The 19,517-nt window shown below is 47.3% G+C and carries 18 protein-coding genes; 8 read left to right on the top strand and 10 right to left on the bottom strand.

The window, feature by feature from the left end; translation table 11 throughout:
* Positions 1-228 precede the first annotated feature (228 nt).
* From TAN611_RS15295 to TAN611_RS15325, 7 genes are all read right to left on the bottom strand, one after another.
* Positions 229-1,023: an alpha/beta fold hydrolase gene (locus tag TAN611_RS15295; RefSeq protein WP_203066687.1), complete on the bottom strand. Its 795-nt coding sequence runs from the start codon at positions 1,021-1,023 to the stop codon at positions 229-231.
* Positions 1,020-2,675 carry a hypothetical protein gene (locus tag TAN611_RS15300; protein ID WP_203066688.1) on the bottom strand — a complete coding sequence of 552 codons (1,656 nt, stop codon included), beginning with the start codon at positions 2,673-2,675 and terminating at the stop codon, positions 1,020-1,022. Before TAN611_RS15300 ends, TAN611_RS15295 begins: the two co-directional genes overlap by 4 nt.
* Before the next feature lie 62 nt (positions 2,676-2,737).
* Positions 2,738-4,291, bottom strand: a complete 1,554-nt coding sequence (locus TAN611_RS15305) for an amino acid adenylation domain-containing protein (protein ID WP_203066689.1) — start codon at positions 4,289-4,291, stop codon at positions 2,738-2,740.
* 14 nt (positions 4,292-4,305) lie between these two features.
* Positions 4,306-6,537: a polyketide synthase gene (locus tag TAN611_RS15310; protein WP_203066690.1), complete on the bottom strand. Its 2,232-nt coding sequence runs from the start codon at positions 6,535-6,537 to the stop codon at positions 4,306-4,308.
* Positions 6,515-7,687 carry an acyl-CoA dehydrogenase family protein gene (locus tag TAN611_RS15315; RefSeq protein ID WP_203066691.1) on the bottom strand — a complete coding sequence of 391 codons (1,173 nt, stop codon included), beginning with the start codon at positions 7,685-7,687 and terminating at the stop codon, positions 6,515-6,517. The genes TAN611_RS15310 and TAN611_RS15315 overlap by 23 nt, the downstream gene beginning before the upstream one ends.
* Before the next feature lie 23 nt (positions 7,688-7,710).
* Positions 7,711-7,953, bottom strand: a complete 243-nt coding sequence (locus TAN611_RS15320) for a phosphopantetheine-binding protein (protein WP_203066692.1) — start codon at positions 7,951-7,953, stop codon at positions 7,711-7,713.
* Positions 7,954-7,973: 20 nt separating this feature from the next.
* The gene (locus tag TAN611_RS15325) at positions 7,974-9,014 is read right to left on the bottom strand and encodes a hypothetical protein (protein ID WP_203066693.1); all 1,041 of its coding nucleotides are present in this window, start codon (positions 9,012-9,014) and stop codon (positions 7,974-7,976) included.
* A 593-nt stretch (positions 9,015-9,607) separates the two neighbouring features.
* On the opposite strand from TAN611_RS15325, the gene TAN611_RS15330 reads away from it, so the two are divergent.
* From TAN611_RS15330 to TAN611_RS15355, 6 genes are all read left to right on the top strand, one after another.
* Entirely contained in the window at positions 9,608-11,131 is a 1,524-nt protein-coding gene (locus TAN611_RS15330; protein WP_203066694.1) for an amino acid adenylation domain-containing protein, read from the top strand.
* Complete coding sequence (locus TAN611_RS15335) at positions 11,128-12,096, top strand: hypothetical protein (RefSeq protein ID WP_203066695.1); 969 nt, start codon at positions 11,128-11,130, stop codon at positions 12,094-12,096. The genes TAN611_RS15330 and TAN611_RS15335 overlap by 4 nt, the downstream gene beginning before the upstream one ends.
* Positions 12,093-12,323 (top strand): acyl carrier protein, encoded by a 231-nt coding sequence (locus TAN611_RS15340; protein WP_203066696.1) that lies wholly within the window; start codon positions 12,093-12,095, stop codon positions 12,321-12,323. Before TAN611_RS15335 ends, TAN611_RS15340 begins: the two co-directional genes overlap by 4 nt.
* A gap of 52 nt (positions 12,324-12,375) precedes the next feature.
* Positions 12,376-12,972 carry a hypothetical protein gene (locus TAN611_RS15345; RefSeq protein WP_203066697.1) on the top strand — a complete coding sequence of 199 codons (597 nt, stop codon included), beginning with the start codon at positions 12,376-12,378 and terminating at the stop codon, positions 12,970-12,972.
* Positions 12,973-13,019: 47 nt separating this feature from the next.
* The gene (locus TAN611_RS15350; RefSeq protein ID WP_203066698.1) at positions 13,020-14,219 is read left to right on the top strand and encodes a sugar efflux transporter; all 1,200 of its coding nucleotides are present in this window, start codon (positions 13,020-13,022) and stop codon (positions 14,217-14,219) included.
* A gap of 92 nt (positions 14,220-14,311) precedes the next feature.
* Positions 14,312-15,550: an acetyl-CoA carboxylase biotin carboxylase subunit family protein gene (locus TAN611_RS15355; RefSeq protein WP_203066699.1), complete on the top strand. Its 1,239-nt coding sequence runs from the start codon at positions 14,312-14,314 to the stop codon at positions 15,548-15,550.
* A gap of 97 nt (positions 15,551-15,647) precedes the next feature.
* Here the strand turns inward: TAN611_RS15355 and TAN611_RS15360 are convergent, their stop codons facing one another.
* Complete coding sequence (locus tag TAN611_RS15360; protein ID WP_158684826.1) at positions 15,648-15,815, bottom strand: hypothetical protein; 168 nt, start codon at positions 15,813-15,815, stop codon at positions 15,648-15,650.
* 118 nt (positions 15,816-15,933) lie between these two features.
* Positions 15,934-16,509, bottom strand: coding sequence for a hypothetical protein (locus tag TAN611_RS15365; RefSeq protein ID WP_203066700.1), 576 nt, complete (start codon positions 16,507-16,509; stop codon positions 15,934-15,936).
* Positions 16,510-16,640: 131 nt separating this feature from the next.
* Between TAN611_RS15365 and TAN611_RS15370 the strand changes: the two genes are divergently transcribed.
* Both TAN611_RS15370 and TAN611_RS15375 read left to right on the top strand, forming a co-directional pair.
* Positions 16,641-17,543: a LysR substrate-binding domain-containing protein gene (locus tag TAN611_RS15370; RefSeq protein ID WP_203066701.1), complete on the top strand. Its 903-nt coding sequence runs from the start codon at positions 16,641-16,643 to the stop codon at positions 17,541-17,543.
* A 68-nt stretch (positions 17,544-17,611) separates the two neighbouring features.
* Positions 17,612-17,968: a DUF805 domain-containing protein gene (locus TAN611_RS15375; protein WP_105231819.1), complete on the top strand. Its 357-nt coding sequence runs from the start codon at positions 17,612-17,614 to the stop codon at positions 17,966-17,968.
* Here TAN611_RS15375 and TAN611_RS15380 read toward each other — a convergent pair.
* Positions 17,965-19,401: an EmmdR/YeeO family multidrug/toxin efflux MATE transporter gene (locus TAN611_RS15380; protein WP_105233436.1), complete on the bottom strand. Its 1,437-nt coding sequence runs from the start codon at positions 19,399-19,401 to the stop codon at positions 17,965-17,967. The two genes, TAN611_RS15375 and TAN611_RS15380, sit on opposite strands and share 4 nt — an antisense overlap.
* Between the last annotated feature and the right edge of the window lie 116 nt (positions 19,402-19,517).

The following is a 19,517-nucleotide window of genomic DNA, read 5'->3' on the forward strand; positions in this document are numbered from 1 at the left end:
CAAGTCCAGCATGGAATTAAAAAACACTTATGTATTACCACTATGAACACATTAAATTACCCTAATCCAGCACGCGTCCGGAAAATATCTACTGACTTAAACAGTATGTACAAAAATCGCGCTTCACACCATTCGGCGAAGGTGCCAATACCACGCCCCGCCATAAATTACGGTATGACCTGCAAAAGGTATGTTTTCCGACCGTATGCTGTATACGCCTATTGCTGGCTACCCGCCGAGAGAGAGGTTCGGATGAGAGCAAGCGAGTGATGCGCCACGCCGCGTCAACCAGGTATTTATAATATCGTATACTTCTACAGGCTTCTCATACACAAACAGGTGTCCCCCCTCAACAGACTGTAATTCAATCTGTTTATTGCCGTGGGATTTCAGAGTGGACTCTGGCTTAATCACCAAATCTTGGCGGGCATACAAGGAGAGACAATCAACATCCGTACTAAATTGAGATTGATGTTCAATCAACTGCGCCATAGCGCGCAGTTGGTTCATACAACAGGCTTTATCAGGGGGCGCACGCAAAAAATCGTCCCTTAACGCCGCCATCAATCCCATATCGTTTCTTGCCGGCACACTCAGCAAGTTCCACGTAGTAATTCTGTAAATATCATCTGGGGATAACGTAAACAGATAATCGCCAAACTCACTTGAGCTTTTATAGCAAAAGTCCTGATGATCGCGTGGATGACAGCTGCCCAACAAGATGAGCGTATCGATATACTCAGGGTACTTACTGGCAAAATACTGTGCAGCAAATCCCCCCATCGAATAGCCGATAAGTGTAACTTTATCAATATCTCTGTCGTTCAGAAAGCCTGATAAACTCTCATTAAATTCGTCAAAAGTCTCATCATGGTTTTCACCATCCGCAATGCTATCTATACAATAAACCCGTTGATCAGTAAAACAACGGGCCAGCGGCATCAAGCTCCAGGCGCCAAACATATAGCCGGATAACATAATGACAACCTTGTCCCCCTCCGGCCTGACCTCATAGTATTTCATTGGCGAATATGTCCATTCTCAGGAATAACAGTATCTAACAGTTCTGCCAATGTTGCGGCGGAGTAGAAATGCTCCCGGTTGATATCCTGCTCACCATATGTTCCCCGCGCCATAAATTCAGAGAGAATGCGCGTTTTTAACAATGAATCAAGTCCCAGATCTATTTCCAAATGTGAATCCAGATCCTGAGCACTTATGGTTTCCAGGCTATATTTATTTATGATATCAATGAGTAATGTATTATTACGGTTATCCGACTTTGGAGCCCTCGTGGTTTCATCAACGAGTCCGACAGAAGGAGCTACGGCGTCCAGCAGCAGCCGTTCATAACACTCCGCCAAACCGGCAATGGTCTGTTCCTGAAAGAAGAGTGCATCATAGTTAAACGATATTTCCAGACATTCGCCATACTGTATCGCCATAACATCCAATGCTCCGGCTAAATTGGTCGTTGCCAGATAGTAGCGGTCAATATCAAAACTCGTATGCTGAATCGGTAGCGATGATGCGCCATAAAACGAGAAATAAATATTGGTCGGCATACTTTTACGCAAAGAGAGTGCGTATGCATCATCCGTTAACTTACTTTGCACTGCGGATTTCTTGATAGATGCCGCATTCCTTCGCGCTGTCAACTGATCTATTTCACTTCCCATACAGTCCAGAACATAACGTTGCAAGCGGCTGAATCGCTGTTCAGCCGGCAGTGCTTCATGCTCATCCCGTCGCGCATGTAATAAAAAAGCCTGTGCGAAGCATCCCACAACGTGCTTATCCAAACTATTCTGATTATACTTCCTGCCGTGAGTCGGTATCTGCAATAACAACTCGCTCTGTAACGGCTGTGATGCAAAAAAACTCTCGACAAAAGTCCCGGTTAAATAAGAAAAAAGCGAGATTTTATGCGCAGTAAGATAATGGTTGATATTTTTTAGTGCAGAGAATGATATTCTCTTCTGCAGTGTTGCATAATTCCCCTTTCGATGAGCTAACGCCCGCCCTTCAGGATCCCAGAAAAACCGCTTAGCCAAAACATCTTTCGCATAGCTACGTACAAATTCACCATCGTACTCTTGATAATCAGCATATTTATCCAGGTGGATTTTGTCTTCAAAATACCTTTCCTTGGCGGAAATGGGTGAATCATCCGGCGAGTCAATAAGAGCCAAATAACGATTAAGTAATACGTCCACGCCAAGACCATCAGCAAACATATGTTCTACGGCCAGTAATATGGCAAATTCTCCATTTTCAAATCGGATAACCAATAGATTATGGCTGTGTTTCTCTCCAATGTTCATCTGTGTATTTAGCAGAGTGCGCATTTCGTCAGCCACCACGTCACTCATCGATGTATTACTATTTTCAATATACCGAAAGCAGCTTTCGTCGGTATCCCGCTCATCTAATGTTAACGTTAATGGCTCATCTCGCCCACTATGATAGCCTACATTAATATTTAATTCATAGCTGGTACGAAACCAGCTCCGCCATGCGGATAAAAATGTTTCCTCTGAAAAACCCTGCCTAGCAGCCAATGTTACACCACTGCAAACAACCGTATTTCCACACAAACCATTCCAGATAGAAAATAAATACTGTGACGGTGTCGGGGTAATATCAACCCCGTTGGTTAATGAGTTACCTGACATATTAAATCTCTTTTATTGTTCGTTGTTTAATGCATACATATGCGAGAAGCCGTCATTATGTCTCAGGATGAGAAAAGCTCTGATATAGCCTTCCTGTCATACTTCCCATTTGCCGTTCTTGGGAATGAATCTGTAATGAAAACAAACTTGGAAGGAATCATATAGTTAGGAAGAACCGTCGCCAAAGCACTACGTAATGCTCTAAACTCAATATTTTGATTTGTTTTCAATGCCATACCTATAAATGAGCCTAAATTCTCGCCAGAGGTCCGATAGATAGCGACCGCCTCTTCAACAAAGGCTAAACGTAGCACATTACTCTCTATTTCACCCAACTCGATACGATATCCGAGGTGTTTTATTTGGCTATCCTTACGTCCCGAATAGTAGAACAGGCCATCCTCACCAATAAGGGCCAAATCACCGGTCTTATATAAAATATCGCTGTATTTATTATGCTTGGGATTTTGAATAAAGCTTTCATTAGTTTTTTCTTGATTTCCCAAGTAACCATAAGCTACGGAATACCCTCTCACCAATAGCTCACCACGGCTACCTCGCTGTTGGGTTAGCTCCCCTTCATCGGTGAGAATATACATTTCCATATTTCCTCTAGGCTGACCGATAGGCACATGTTTTTTTTCCGGCCCGGGGATTTTATCGATAATGTGATAAGAGCAGTCCACGGTGATCTCCGTAGGCCCGTACATATTAGTAAATTGTATATGCGGAAAAAGATTCATCCAGGTTCTTAGTACATTTATCGGCAGGACCTCTCCAGCACACAAAATTTGTTTTAACTCAGGGAACATATCTGCATGCAGGCGCCCTGTCTGTTGTAACATCGATAAAACAGAAGGTACGCAGAAAAAGATACTGATAGATTCATCCCGAATCCAATCCGCCAATCTTGGGATCATCATATTAACGCTTTCAGGCACTAAATTCAGCGTTGCTCCCGTTTTTAGTGCGGTATAAATATCAAACGTCGAATTATCAAAATAAAGCGGCGCATGATTGGCAATTTGGTCTTCGGCGGTCAACCCATAGGTCTCTACACACCAGTCAATGTAATCGACAATCGCACCATGTGGAATCATCACACCTTTAGGCGTTCCCGTCGAACCCGACGTAAATAATACGTAGGCCAGATCGACAGAGATTGTATTGTCATTCAATGCCGGCAAAACACTCGTGTCCGCTGAGAAATCATCAATATTGATGATTTTTATTCGATGGTCCAATTTGCCAAAAACTTCGACTGCACGATCGACACTATATTGATTGACAATGACGATCTTAGCATCGCTTTCCTTCAAAATAGATGCTAAGCGGTTCTCTGGCGTCCGGTAGTCCAGTGGAATATACGCAGCTGAAGACTTGACAATCGAGAGCAATGCCTTAACAGCAGAAACAGACTTAGGCATATAAAAGGCGACCATGTCTCCTTTTTCTACTCCAAGTCGTTGAAGATATGCGCCAAAAGCATTAGTGAAATTATCAAGCTCCTGATAAGTAATGAATTCATTAACTTCATCAGTCCGACATCTCACAGCAACTTTATTAGGGAAAAGTTTTGCAGATTCATTAAGATAGTGTTGTACCGAATTAGTCATAATGCTTCCCTTATTTACTCGGAGAAATATGTTTGCGGTGAGAGATTATTTTCCCGTTCGGTTCTCACCATGTGCTGTTTATTGAGCCAGGATCTGACAATTAACATGTCAAATGTCTCGCCTTCCGCCTGGAATCCCACCGCCCTATCATCTTCAGGCCACGTGCAATGCACTATTTCTCCTGTGGATTTGCACTCAAACATATCAACCGGTAATACTTCGCCAGACGTCAGCGCTCGACCGATAGTAGATAAAATAGGATTGATCAGCGGTTTACCACTATGAAACCACTCGCTAATCTCTCGATCTTTCAGCATGTTGGCGCTCAATAACCGCTTAATTACGCCAAGACAGGCCGGTATCGTCTTGGGCACAAGCGACCATTTATCGTAGAGATCGCTATACGCCATCGCATAAACCCACCGTTCCGCCACATCATTCAAGTCACCGGGAAGATATTTCCTCCACTTGGCGACCAATAATTTAAACGTAAACTGGTGGTGTTCCAGCTGACCGGCCCGTTCGAGCCATTCACGATCTAATCCCGCTAGCAGCGACCTTAGACAACTCAATTCTTGAAGAAAAGTTGTAGGTAATTTGGCTGACAGACCACTTGACGTCACATAAAAGCTGCCATTAGGCAGTGCAGACAGCAGTTCGGAAACGTCCGTCACACGACATGCCGCATCGGCCAGGATGACAAGCGGACTACATAGCAAGTTGAAACGCTGAATATCACGAAGCGCATTGCTTGCCGCCAATCTCGGCGTATCAGACAACGGCGCCAACAACTCTAACCGTTCCTGATGAACCTGGAATGCCGTACGATATACCCGATCTTCCTGCGCAGAACGCTGCCAGGTCTTATCGGCTGCCCATTGCATAATCTGATGGGCTGGCGGGCAATAATCTTGGCACAGATAAAAACCATCTTTTAATGGCGGCGCTGTCTCACCCGTTTCCGGACACCACTCGCTCAGAATAATATGTCCATTTGCCCCACCGGAGCCAAAAGAGCTAATGCCAACAATACGCTTTGGCTTCGCGTTCCACTCAAGACCTTGTTGTGTAACTTGGATATGGTCAAGTCGTTCAGCGACCAAAGGGCTTAGTGCTGTAATCCAGTGATTACCCGGTATGGTCTGAAAACGAAACATCAGCATAGTTTTAATCATTGCAGCCAGACCGGCTGCAGCTTCCGTATGACCAATCACACCTTTGATGCTGCCGACATGGCAAGGATGTTGGCCATAGACATGCGCCAGCGCTTCGATTTCTATCGGATCACCTAATGACGTACCGGTTCCATGGGCTTCAATATAAGAAACATCTTGTGCTAGCGCTTGCGCATCCTCCAGCGCCGCTTCCAGCAATTCTATTTGCGCCGTAACGCTGGGAGCGGTGGGGGATAACGAACGGTTACCATTGTGATTCCCCGCCATTCCATCAATCACGGCATGTATTTTATGTCGCTCCTTTACCGCCCTTTCAAGCGTTGTCACACAAAGTGCAGCAACGCAGTCTCCCGGCACATAGCCATCTGCCGTAATATCAAAAGGCCTGCAGCGGCCAGTACGCGAGAGCATACCTGCCTTTGAGAAGGCATAATATTTCAACGGGTGTAAATTAAGATTGGCGGCGGCAACAATAGCATAGTCGGCTCGACTCGCCGTCAATTGGGAACGCGCGTCTGAAAGCGCCATAAACGATGCGCTGCATGCGGTATTGATTGCCTTGCTTTCGCCCGTAAAACCAAAATGTTGGCTGATACGGTTAGCCAACAGTGCCTGATAGTTACCGAAGACTGTGCCTGGGCCAACAGGTAGATCGCTCATACATTGGCTGTGCAAATTGTCAACGTCCATGCACCCAACAGAAACGGAAACGCGTCTCCCTACCAAAGCCTCGGCAGATAACCCCGCGTGTGCCAGCGCGCGCTCGGTTTCACGCAATAACAAAAGCTGCTGAGGATCAACCGTAGCATGTTCCGCCACCGGAAAATTAGCCCAAAAGCTTTGTTTAAGAGCCGGTAGATCTATCGCAGCCATCCATTTTGAACTGCTCTTGTTACGGGCAAAGCGATCTTCACTATAGAAGTCCACCACTGGCCAACGATCCGCAGGGATCTCTGTGAAAGCATCCTGCCCCGCACAGAGAAGATCCCACAATGCTTCTGGCGAGTCAGCCTGTGGAAAAACTCCAGCATAGCCAATTACGGCCAGTTTACCTGCTTTGTACGTTGTCACAACCCACCTCAAACCATGTTTTCGCCACGGAAATATAACTTTGCGGACTGATCATCATATGCTGTCTACCGGTTTGGATATCCCGAAGCACCCTCTCTAACGGGTTGCGTCGCGCAATCGCTGATGTCCCCATCTGGCGATAGGCCATTTCAGCAATTTCCGCGCAAATCTCATTGGCAAAGGTGGCCGATAAACGGATCTCTTTTTGCGTTTGCGGCAAAATACTGGATGATTGCGCCACCTCATGCTGAGCTTGTTCAGTCGCAGCCGTCAAAAAAGCGCGAGCCGATTTCACTCTTGCAGCGGCACGCGCCAAATCCAGCAAGAACGTTTCCTTTTTAGCCAGCGGCAAACTTTCGTTTGCTCTCAGGGTTTTCCGCGCCATCGACGTCATTTCATCGACAACCCGCTGCGCCATACCTAAAGCCCAACTGCCGTGAGAAACAGCAGATATTTCCGTAATCCCAATGCGGTGCAGCGCACCGCCGCGCACGGCTTCCGGAGCTTCAAAGCGGTAACAAAATGCATGAGGAATAAAGAGTTCTTCACAGCTGTAATTGATGCTGCCCGTACCACGCAGCCCTGTCGTATCCCAACAGCCGGAGAGCGTAATTGCTTCCCGAGGTATGACAGCAATCATAATTTCTGGTTTGCCATCATCACCTTTAACAACACTATCGCCATCAAGCGGAATAAAACCGGCTACGGCCCAATCTGCATGATGAATACCGCTGCCAAATGCCCATTTACCCGAAAGCAGATAGCCGCCTTCAACCATAGTGCCCCGTCCGTTAGGCTGATACTGTCCAGCGATAATCGGCTGGCTGCCGCTGGCGAAAACCTGCTGATAAGCAGATGGCTGCAGGTAAATCGCGCAATGGCTTGCCGCTAATACGTAAGCAATAGCCAACCAACCAAATGAGCCGTCAATTGCCGCGCACGCCTGCCAGATGTCAATCAAGTCGGCGGCTTCACGACAGTTACCCCCAGCCTCCTGCGGATAGAGGTACTGCCAAATGCCGCATTCTTTCATGATGCTTTTTAGTTCTGTCGGCATCTGCCCCGCAGACTCTGCCTCATCCGCCAACTTTAGAAAAACATCCCGATACTGTTCTAAATTTCTTTTTATCTGTTGCCCTGTCAAATTCACTGTCTTCTCCCTGGCATCGAGAATTAATTAGGTAATACCGACGCAATAACTGAATTTATATTTTTAACAGATTCAAAACTCACTGCATTTAATGCGGTATGCGGGAACCTAATATTAAAATTTTCTTCTAACGCGATCATAAGCGTTACTGCTTGCAGAGACGTCATCCCAAGATCATAGAGATTATCTTCATCTCCCAATGGAGTTGAACCGATTAATTCAGATAAGTTCTCAGTAGCAATGGCTTTAATTTTTTCAATATGCATGATTCTCATCCCGATAAATATCAACGTAGTGATGTCAACAACTTCTCTAAGACTTGCAGACAACGATTTTCATTATTAATGATGTTTTCCAACAGCGGCAGATTCCGCTGTAAGATAGTAGGATTATTATGGGTAACAGAATAAATATGGAACACCTCAAAAGATCGCCATAATCCCCCCAACTCCTGATATAACTCAATGAGTTCGCAACAGCGATGATGCTCTTCGCTGACCATCGGATGTTTCTCATTCAGCAGTTTTTGCAAAAAGCGAGCATTACCATAGCGTTCACCAAAACAACGCTCAGCCCAGGGAATGATAAAAGGTTTTTCAAACGCTAAAAGCTCTGCATAACGCTTGGGAAATCTCTTCAATGCCTGCAGGCCTGTATCATTATCTTTAGAATAGAAATGCTTTATAATCCTTTCCAGGTCTGATCTAATATCAATATTATCAGGTGAGACCACACGCTTTACCTTAGCCAAGTGAAAGATATGGCAAGACCCTCTCGAGCGAATAAAATGCTTCGTGCTCTCCCGCATTGCATCCAGAGATACAAACGATTGCCCATTTTTACGCTCAATCAAGCCAAACACGCCCTGCTCAGGATCATAACCATTAACAATACATACACTTAAACTATGTTTGACACCAAAATTAATACTTCTTGGAAGATAAAATGGGTCAAAAATACAAACAGCATGATCATTCATGGCGTGAAGTCGCTGTATTAACCCTTCACAATCAAAAACCATCTCTAAAGAAATCGCCACACCGCACCGCGCCCTGATCCTCTCAACCACTCGGTCGTTCATCATCTCAAGGCTATCCACGCAGGCCCAGGCTGTATCTATTCCAAACTTTGAATGCACCGAAATAAAATCATTACTTTCACTATTTTTAAGATAAAACTCATGCTCAAAATGCGCGAGCGATAAATCATCCGTCAATTGATTACGCTGAGCAAAACATTCAAGAGTTGCCATAAAGCAGTTAATACTGTCTTGCGATGGCATGGTTTGATAGCGAATAAAACAATCATCCTGAACTTGCTGACTCATGGCTTTTGATCTCTGGCTATGCATCCTGATTTTTGCGAAAAAAACTATCAGAGTCATAAAAGCATGTCTACAAGATAAAGAAAATAATTTAATGTGTACAACGCCAAACCATTATGATAGAAAAAAACCATCCATATCACCTCATTGATAGCGATAGGCATAACATTAAAAATACATGAAAAAACAATACATTGTGACAAGTGACGTTATTTTTCAATGAAAATTAATAACCATCATTACAATTAACCTGAAAAAAATGGTAACAGTATCTAATGATTATCATGGTTAATATGAAAACATTTCTTATCAATGCAAGTTTAGGGAGTATGCATAAAAGTGGGATTGAATAGAGGAAAATGGCATAAGCTGGTGCGTCAGATGTATTGCTGCAGATATTCCATCAGCCAATATGAAACTCCAAAAAAAATAGATATGGCAGATATAAATTCGGATTCGTTTTCTTGCAACACTCTGCAAACAACTAAGGATGCAGTCCGGATGTGATCAAGCAGGCCATAGTAAAAGTAAGAGAATGTTACATCGAGTTGCAAATAAGTGATGATGTCTCCTAATGGTAAATTTAAGGATTGAACGTGAGTGATAGGCTGATACCTGTATTAAGCATGATGGCACATGCTGAAAAACAACCGAATAACATCGCACTGTCCGATGATAATAGTGAATTAACCTGGTCTGAGCTGAAAAATTCAGTGATTAATACCGCAAAATCCATCTCATCACAGATCAATGGGGCAAGCAAAAAACGCGTAGCCGTTTTCTTTGATGGTTCAGCGGAAATGGTCATTGCCATTTTAGCGGTGCAGCTCGCCGGTGGCGCCTATATCCCTTTGGAACCTAAGATTCCTGATGCTCGAATCGACGCAATATTTGCCGCAGCCTCACCGTCTTTGATTTTGACCGACGGTAAGAATCTGCAAAGCTGTACCGCCATTGCCTCCCGGCTTAACGTTCCCCTGGCGGTAATTGATGCCGGTTCACCCCAACCTCTGACGCATCATCTAGGATTCACCATCACTCCAGGGGAACTGCCACAGTTAACGCCGGAAATGCCGGCCGTGGTTTTCTTCACCTCCGGCTCTACCGGTAAACCGAAAGGCGTTGAGCTTTGCCACATCGGTTATCAACGCTGGTTTGAAGGCGTGCAAGAATTGATGTCGGTAAAACCCAACGATCGTGTCGCCCTAACCACCAACCATAGTTTCGACCTTTCATTGGGAGAAATTGTGCTTGCCCTTGTATCCGGTGCGGCATTGTATGTTCCCTCTCAATCTACCGTAAGGGACCCATTCTCTCTGCTCCCTTGGTTAGACAAACACCGCATCACGATTTGGCAATCGGTTCCTTCATTAATGAGACAAATTCTTCATTTTTATCCGCAGAGCGATGCACTTAATTCGCTGCGCATAATGATGTTTTGTGGAGAACCGCTGGAGGTGTCGCTCGTTGCCAAATTCAAAGCATCATTTACCCACACCTCAGCTCAGCCTCTAAACCTTTACGGCCCTGTAGAAGCGTCAGTTCAGGTTTCCTGGTGCTGGGCCTATGAGTACCTCAATAGCGATCTAACCGTCGTTCCACTAGGTAAACCCCTTAAGCACGCACATATTACGCTGAAAGACTTCGGTGATGGGACACAGGAGATACAAGTCAGCGGTGAACACCTGGCTTTGCGCTACCTTGATGAAGAAAAAACGCGGCAGGCTTTCATTGAGAATGATGCCCCACGTCCTCGTTATTACCGTACCGGCGATATTGGACGTTTAAATGACAACGGTGACATTGAGTACCAGGGTCGTGTCGACGATCAGGTAAAAATCAATGGTTATCGCATTGAACTAAGTGAAATAGAGAGAAACATCGTCGAGCATTTTGGCGCCCGGGATGCCTGCGTGCTCCCCGTGTTGAAAAATGAACGTTATGAACTGGCGGCTTTTGTGGTTACCGAGCAACAAGATCCTAAGGCATTGCGACGGAAATTAGCAGAATACCTGCCCGTTTATATGTTACCGCGGAACATTTTCTTTCTCGACGCATTGCCTTTAACCAGCAATGGTAAGCGCGACAAAGTGAAGTTAAAAATGGATTATCTGGTATGAAAGACATCACTATAAACATCGGCGCCATCGGCTATGAGCTTGGCGAACATCCCGTCGCTCTTGAGGATAACGTTCGTTTGACCAATGAGCGTAAAAGCCAGCTGTTTTTGCGTACAATGGGGTTCGCTGAGTATCAGCGTACCGATCGAACCCTCGGCGAATTGTCAGAATGCGCCATTAAGAAAACGCTCAGCAAGGCCAATATTCCTGCTGAAAAAGTCGATATTGTGGTCTATGCCTCCAGTACATTTGGCGACCGTCATGGCGACGTTATTGATAAAGATGTCGCACAGTGTCTGATTAACTGTGGGCTGCAGGATGTTTATCCAATCGGCGTCTACCTTTCTCAATGTAATAATTTCTTCGCCGCATTGGATATCGCCGTACAATATCTGAAGAATGAGGTTGGGAAAACAGCGCTACTGGTGTTTGCCGATCGCGTATTAGATGAGGCTACGCGTTTTAAAAACCTAGCGATTAACAGCGATGCTGCCGTTGCCTGCATAGTTTCCAGCGATACTGAGATTGAACTTGAGTTTGAAGTTTCTGGTATCAGTAAAAAAACCAAGTTGACAACTGATGACCTCATTGATCCACACAGTAATTCAATGAATCTTGAGGTACATGAAAATTATCTGGCAGGGATTCGTCATGTTTTCGACACGGCATTAAGCCAAAGCCGACTGTATGCACAGAATTTAAAGCAGATCATCTGCCACAACTTCAGTTATAGCGCATTAAGACAGATTGCCAATGCCATTAGCGTTAACGAAAATATATTCTATAAAAATAATATCCCTAAGTTTGGTCACGCCTATACCTGCGACAGCTTGATCAATCTTGACAGTTATCATCAAGAGAGAACAGATCCCATAGCATCTCCGGAACATATTGCCGTTATAGGTACAGGCTTATATTTTTGGGGAATGGTTGTATTAACAGTAAGACAAAAGGAAGCACCATGATAAGTAAAGAGAAATTGTTAGAAATCTGGAAGGATGCCCTACAGGAAAATGAGGTCGATCTGGATAAGACACTGTTTGACCAAGGTATGGACTCCATTAAAGTCATTGATATTTCAGAGGCCATATTCAAACTTACCGGCATTCGCCTCGAATGGGAGAATTTCAATATCACCTCTTCATTCAATGAAACCTATGAACTGCTGAGCAGTAAATTCGCTTCAGCGTGAATAAATTATAAGGGCGATATCTTCGCCCTTATAGCTGAAAAAATACGGAACTATGAATATTCCCATTATATCCTTAACAATCAATCATCCCCTGGCGGGAGTGGTCAGCATCGAAAAGCAGGACAGCGCTTTGTTATTAAGCTATCAAGGTTCCGAACAGCTCATCGAGTGGAATATCCCCGAGCCGTTGATTGCTGTAGGCAGTGTTGAGGGAGAGCTATGCTTTACCTTCTTCATGGCTGATAACGCGATATTGAAAAAGAAACTTTACTTTAACGGTGATCGTTTCTGGTTCTGTATTCCTGATGGCATAAGCTATTATTTAAACTGTGAGATAACGTCATTTCCCTTCCCTTTCTTTCAGGCCAGGGAGGGGGCATCCATCATGTTTCAGGCCCTCAGTGCTACGGTTAACCTGCAGGTCGATATAGAAATGACATCAAAAAATAGCTCGGGGAATAATAATTACTTTACCGAATATACGCTCAGAAGCGGAAATTTAAAAAAGTCATGCCGTCTTTATGCTGGCGATCACGTGGTGATAGGAGAATATTGGTTCTATCAAAGTCCACGTGCTACATCATGGCCAGTATTCTTAATTAGCAATTGCGCATTGGAGCCACAATACGTTGGTCTTTGCTGCCCATAAAATCATAACATATTGATTTTTAAATAAAATAATGGGGTTTTGATGGTATGAGAAAGTTTTTGAGCAGTACGGCAGGTAGTTTATTTATCATCAACGGGCTAACAGCCTTATCATACGCATTTATATTACCAATAATGAGCACATTTTTGGTTGAAGGATTAAAATCACAACCAACATTTATAACCTTTTATAGCATTGGTTTTGCCCTCTCAGGCATACTCTTTAGCCAGTGGATGGGGGGACTAGTAGATAAAGGTTACAGCAATAAAAAGTTGTTCATCTTTTCTCTGTTAGCTATTTTGATGTCAGGCATAGCCTTTCTACTTTGCTCTAATGCCTGGCAAGCATTACTGATAGGGATTTTCCTTATGGGGCCAGGAAATGCCTCGATCCCTTTACTTTTATCAATGATACGCCGATATTCTGTCACCGCAGGGAAGAATGCTACACGCTTGAATAGCCAAATGCGTTCAGGCGTTTCCCTTGTATGGATCATCGGCCCTGCCCTGGCCTTTATCGTGACGGATATGTACGGGTTTAAATTCAACTTTATCGCCTCAGCGGTGTTAGCATGCTGTGTTATTATTTACTCAACAATCATGCTATCTCCTGCAGATGTACAACCTGCTGCACATAATGATAGTACCCAGAAAAAAAATTCAATACCTATGACCGTTTGGCTATTGGGTGGTGTAATGGTGTTATCCAATCTGGCGAATAACCTCTATATAACCTCAATGCCATTATATATCACACACGAAGAGAAACTTCCTATGTTCTTCCCAGGGTTATTACTTGGTCTTACCGCATTGCTAGAAATCCCAGTAATGCTGGCTGCATCCAGTATTTCTGAAAAGACTGGTAAGTTTAGGATGATGCTGTTCGGATTCTTTTTTGCCATGATCTATTATACCGCTCTTCAGTTCACCCATTCGATGTTCGGCTTCCTATTGCTGCAAATATTCAATGCGCTATTTTATGGAATATTTATTGGACTAGGTATCACCATTATTCAAGAGGCAATACCGGAAAGAAGTGGCTTCTCGTCTGCTTTTTATTCTAACGCCATGCGTATCGGTATGATGAGCGGCACATCATTGGCTGGGATTTTAGCACAGCTATATAGCTTTAAAGTTGCATTGATTGCGCCAATTATATCGATCCTTCTGTCAATCACATTGTTAACATGGGTATCAGCCATGTTGAAACCAACACAAAAAAATGTCAGCTTATCCAATGAGTTATAAATTAAAAACATATTAAAACTCATGTTGAAATGTGAATTTAAATATGAGCAAATGAAGTAAAAAACTGAAAATTAAAAAACAGAAGAGAATAAATGATGAAAGAAAAAAACATAGTTCTTATCGCCTGCGGGAAGGAGCTTTATAGAAAATACCTTCTTGAGCAGCTCGCTTCCGAATACCATGTGTGGCTTATCAGCACTGAAAATCCGACATGGCAATCACCATTAATAACAGATGCGGTAAAGATCAGTAACTATACCTTTGAAGCTATCAGCAACGCTGTTGAAGACATACAAAAAGACTTTCCTGTTCACGGTCTGATTTGCTGGGATGAACGCTTTATTATGGTAACCGCCGATGTCGCTGAACACTATAATCTGCCTACGGCTGGAAAAGCAGGAATACGCGGCTGCCGTGATAAAGCACTTTGCCGTAAGTTATTATCCGATGCAGGTTTATTGCAGCCGCAAAGTCGATTTTGCCACACACTCAATGAAGCCCAGGAGTTTGCTGAACGAATAAACTATCCATTGGTTATTAAGCCTCGGGGGATGGGCGGAAGTATTGGCGTTGCTCTGGCTAAAAATCACGAGGAGTTGATTCTGCGCTTTACTGAAGCGGATGCTATTAGCCATCAGGGGGCGGAAGATTTCCATAGTGGTGCATTGCTGGAAGAATATATTGAAGGTCAGGAAATCAGCGTCGATGGTATGATCGTCAACGGGCATTATCAGCCACTGTTTGTCGCCAGAAAACGTATTGGTCTAGAACCTCACTTTGAAGAACTGGGCCATGTGTTACACCATGATGATCCTTTACTTGGCGAGCAAACACTGATCGATGTTTTAGTTAAAGCGCATCAGACCATCAATTTCCAAAATGGCGTGACGCATACTGAGTTAAAAATAACCCCAAAAGGTTTCTTGATTATCGAAATCAATGGGCGCCTAGGTGGTGACTTGATACCGTGGTTAGCAACAAATGCAATGGGCATCTCCCCGGGACTCATTGCTGGTAAAATAGCCTGTGGCGATGTGGTGGAAGCAGTAATACATAAGAATGCAAAAAATGCAGCAATAAGCTTCAAATATCCTGATTTTGATATGACGGTATGCGATATCAGGCTGCCTGAACCTATTACTACCGAAACAGCACAGGCCTATTGCGTTCAGCTTGCCGAGCAAGGAGATAAACTGGCACTGCCGCCATCAGGGTATGTATCTCGCGCTGCATACGCACTATGTCTTTACCAGGATGGTATTGACGGCGAACAATTATGCCAGGCATTACTCGACGACGTAAAAGTGTCAGGCCAGCCCATGGAGAAATAGCCCTATTAACGTCCAGGCATAATCAGCTTTCATGCCTGGACTCTATAAAATGCACAGCTCATTCCAGTAGCTGTAGCGCATCGCGCGGCGGTAGCGATTATTTTCCATAATGACGCAGCAGCGAAGGATGGAACTCAAAACCGTACAGCTGGCTGGTGGCCAGCATGGTTTCCAACAGTGCGGCGCTGTCGCCGGGCTGCTTCGTCTGCTGCGGTTCGGCCTGTACCCCACGGCTGAACCGCAAAAAAGCCAGTAAACGCTTCATGCTCCCCTCCTCAGTCAATGATTGACGCCTGAGAGAAGTAAAACGCTTACCGGCCCGGAAAGGAAATATGCATTTTTGCGTTGCTTAGCTGAAAACCGGGTTAACCGCTGCGCCGGTGTCAGCTTTCACGGTCGCGTTCGACAATGCGCACCAGCAGTGCGCCAAACAGAACCATATCCACCAGCAGCGCAAAAGCGAAGTTAAACCCGCCCGCCGCCTGCCACTGCAGCCACTGCGTCGCCGCCAGCGCCGCGCCGCAGATCAGCGCCAGCGCGGCGCGCCCCCAAACAGGATGTCGCCCCGGCGGCGCGCTAGCGCGATGGCGCTGGTAGACCGCGCCCAGACCGGCGCCGGTCAGCCAGGCGCCCGGCAGCAGCATCGTCCATTCCAGCCGTCCGTGCAGCGCCAGCAGGATCCATAGCAACCCTGCGGCAGCGATCAATAAGCCATAGCGCGCCACCACCAGCGGCGACGGCTGCGCCAGCGGACGGTAACGCCCCAGCGCCACGCCGCAGGCAAAGGCCAGCGCCAGGCTGAGCGGCAGCGCAACACCGGGCAGCGGCTGCGCCCAGCCATACTGCCGGAACAATAGCAGCGCCGCAGATAGCAGTACGCTCAGCACGATCGCCCGGAGCACCGCACCCGGCGGCGCGATCGCGCCTGCGTCCGGCTGTTTGGCTAACGGTATCATCATCGTCCTCCTGCATCATACGCAATAATCATGAGATAAACTCACCCTCAGTGAGCAACTGCAATAAGCTTATCTCGCGTATAATCAGGTAATCAAAGTCATAGATTTCATTCATAGATGAGAATAACTCAGCCATGAGAAAACCACGCTTACCGCCGCTGGGCGCCGTACGCGCCTTCCATGCCGTTGCGGGCTGCCTGAGCTTTAAGCTGGCCGCCGAACAGTTGGGCGTCAGCGCCACCGCCGTCAGCCATCAGATCAAACTGCTGGAGTCGATGTTGGAATGCCGGGTCTGTGAACGCAGCGCCCAGGGCGTCAGCCTAACCCATGCCGGGGAATTGTTATACGGCGCAACGCAAAGCGCCTTCAGCGCGCTGGAGACCGCCACCGCGCAGATTATGCAGGCCGCTCAGCCGCCGGCGCTGACGGTCACCACCACCTCCAATTTTCTCACCCACTGGCTGGTGCCGCGCCTGGCCGATTTTAAAGCGCAGCTGCCGGCCATTGATTTACGTCTGCACACCAGCGTTGAGCGGGTGGATTTAACCCAGCGCACCGTCGATGCCGCCATCCGCTACCGCGAAACGCCGGAAACTCACCTGCACAGTACCCTGCTGTATGAAGACCGCTTTATCCTGGTGGCCAGCCCGTCGCTCGGCATCAAAACGAGGGAAGATCTACACACCGCCACACTGTTTCACGTGGAGCAGCGGCACGTTCCCGCCGACTCGCCCACCTGGCAAAACTGGCAGCGGCGCTACGGGCCTGACGGGCTGGACTGCAACGGCGGGTTGATTTTCAGCGATGAAACGCACGCGCTGCAGGCGGCGGTGGCTGGACAAGGCGTGGTGATCGCCAGCCGGCTGCTGGCGAACGATCTGCTACAGCGCGGCGTGCTGACCGCACCGTTTGACGAGTCGCTGCCCGGCGCGCGCTATTATCTGGTGACAACGGAGGAAGCGGCGCTGCGGGCGGATATTATCGCCCTGCGGCACTGGTTATTGCAGCAAATGGCGGGGCAACCTGCAGATAAATGATAAACGCTTGCCCTTCCCCTTCATGATCTATAAGTTATTAACTTATTGATATATAAAATATATCCATCATGGAGGATGCTATCATTTACCTGTTAAATGTGATCTATCAGGGATATCGACAGTCGTTCAGCATCAAAGGCCGGGACAGCCGCGCATTCTATATCACGCTGGTGGTATTTCAGCACCTGTGGTTTGTGCTTTACCTGGCTGTCAAGGTGGTGATGAATTACCCGCTTTCATGGATCGTGGTCATTATCTTTGTGCTGCCGCTGCTGGCCAGCAATATCCGCCGCCTGCATGACGGCGGCTACAGCGGCACCTGGTGTTTCTGCTGGTTTGTGATGCCGCACCTGGCGCTGATTGGCACCATGTTTCTGTCGTCGCTCAATAACAACAATCCCTACACCCGCTACCCGCAAAATTAATCCCGGGACGCATTTTCCTTATTACGTGGGTACTTCCACAGCCAGCGGCCGCTGACCATACGCCAGTAGAACAGCGCGCCGCGTACCGCCCAGTCCATAAACATCCCCAGCCAGACGCCGGTCACCCCCATGCCCAGCACGATCCCCAGCGTATAGCCGGCCACCACCCGGCAGCCCCACATGCCCAGCATCGACACCCACATGGCAAAACGCGCGTCGCGCGCGCCCTTCAGCCCGGCGGGCAGCACCCAGGAGGCGGCCCAAATCGGCATAAAGGCGGCGTTCAGCCAGATCAGCACCTTCACCACCTCTTTCACATCATCCTGCTGGGTATAGAACGCGGCAAACAGCCCGGCGAACGGCGCGCTGCCCCAGGCCAGCAGCGTCAGGCCAAGGGTCGACAGCCAGAAAATATGCCGCAGCTGCCTCTCCGCCTGGCCAATTTGCCCCTTGCCCAGCCGCCGTCCCACGATAATGGTCGACGCCGAGCCCAGCGCATTGCCCGGCAGGTTAATCAGCGAGGCGATCGAGAAAGCGATAAAGTTACCGGCGATCACGCTGGTGCCCATGCCGGCCACAAACATCTGCGTCAGCAATTTGCCGCCGTTAAACAGCACTGACTCAATGCTGGCGGGAATGCCGATGCCCAGCACCTCTTTCAGGATCGACAGCTGCAACCGGCTGAAATAGCTCTTCAGGGTAATGTGCAGCGACGGATTAAAGCCGATCGCCAGCACATAAATAATCGCCACGGCGCCAATATAACGTGACAGGGTCAGCCCCAGTCCGGCCCCGATGAAGCCCAGACCGTCCCAGCCCGGAATGCCATATATCAGCGCGCTGCTGATAATGATATTGAGGATGTTCATGCCGCCATTGATCAGCAGCGGAATTTTGGTGTTGCCCGCGCCGCGCAGTGCACCGCTGCCGATCAGCGCAATCGCCGCCGCCGGGTAGCTCCACACGGTGGTCTGCAGATAGGAGAGCGCCAGCGCCTTTACCTCCGGCGTGGCGGCGCCGGCAATCACATCAATAATTTGCTCGCCGGCCAGGTGGATCGCCGCCGCCAGCAGCAGCGCCACCACCGTCATCAGCACCAGCGACTGACGCGCCGCCGCGCGCGCCCGCTGGTGATCCAGTTTGCCCAGGCTGAACGCCACCACCACCGTGGTGCCAAGATCCACCGCGGCGAAAAAGGCGATGATCACCATGTTGAAGCTGTCCGCCAGCCCGACCCCGGCCATTGCCTCCTTGCCCAGCCAGCTCACCAGAAACGTACTCAATACGCCCATCAGCAGGACGCAGGTGTTTTCCAGCAAGATCGGCACCGCCAGCGGCACGATCTCGCGCCGAAACAGCACGCGGTAACTTTTCCGTTTGGGGTACCACGGCGTGGCGATCACCCGTTGACGAAGCTGCGCAAATAAGTTCAACATTGCTCCATGGCATAAAACGAAACTCTGTTTTAAATCATGTTTGATCCCTGCCGATCCTGCAAAGTTTTTTGTGCTGATTGAGCATGCCGGGCGCTGGCGGGCTGGCACCCTGC

Source organism: Serratia sp. Tan611 (assembly GCF_905188235.1).
Lineage (GTDB): Bacteria > Pseudomonadota > Gammaproteobacteria > Enterobacterales > Enterobacteriaceae > Serratia_B > Serratia_B rhizosphaerae.

Bases quoted from the DNA above. Each gene is read 5' to 3' on its own strand.
- TAN611_RS15370 (WP_203066701.1), top strand. From the start codon at position 16,641: ATGAGAAAACCACGCTTACCGCCGCTGGGCGCCGTACGCGCCTTCCAT.
- TAN611_RS15360 (WP_158684826.1), bottom strand. From the start codon at position 15,815: ATGAAGCGTTTACTGGCTTTTTTGCGGTTCAGCCGTGGGGTACAGGCC.
- TAN611_RS15345 (WP_203066697.1), top strand. From the start codon at position 12,376: ATGAATATTCCCATTATATCCTTAACAATCAATCATCCCCTGGCGGGA.
- TAN611_RS15350 (WP_203066698.1), top strand. From the start codon at position 13,020: ATGAGAAAGTTTTTGAGCAGTACGGCAGGTAGTTTATTTATCATCAAC.
- TAN611_RS15325 (WP_203066693.1), bottom strand. From the start codon at position 9,014: ATGAGTCAGCAAGTTCAGGATGATTGTTTTATTCGCTATCAAACCATG.
- TAN611_RS15365 (WP_203066700.1), bottom strand. From the start codon at position 16,509: ATGATGATACCGTTAGCCAAACAGCCGGACGCAGGCGCGATCGCGCCG.
- TAN611_RS15335 (WP_203066695.1), top strand. From the start codon at position 11,128: ATGAAAGACATCACTATAAACATCGGCGCCATCGGCTATGAGCTTGGC.
- TAN611_RS15320 (WP_203066692.1), bottom strand. From the start codon at position 7,953: ATGCATATTGAAAAAATTAAAGCCATTGCTACTGAGAACTTATCTGAA.
- TAN611_RS15305 (WP_203066689.1), bottom strand. From the start codon at position 4,291: ATGACTAATTCGGTACAACACTATCTTAATGAATCTGCAAAACTTTTC.
- TAN611_RS15355 (WP_203066699.1), top strand. From the start codon at position 14,312: ATGATGAAAGAAAAAAACATAGTTCTTATCGCCTGCGGGAAGGAGCTT.
- TAN611_RS15340 (WP_203066696.1), top strand. From the start codon at position 12,093: ATGATAAGTAAAGAGAAATTGTTAGAAATCTGGAAGGATGCCCTACAG.
- TAN611_RS15300 (WP_203066688.1), bottom strand. From the start codon at position 2,675: ATGTCAGGTAACTCATTAACCAACGGGGTTGATATTACCCCGACACCG.
- TAN611_RS15375 (WP_105231819.1), top strand. From the start codon at position 17,612: ATGGAGGATGCTATCATTTACCTGTTAAATGTGATCTATCAGGGATAT.
- TAN611_RS15295 (WP_203066687.1), bottom strand. From the start codon at position 1,023: ATGAAATACTATGAGGTCAGGCCGGAGGGGGACAAGGTTGTCATTATG.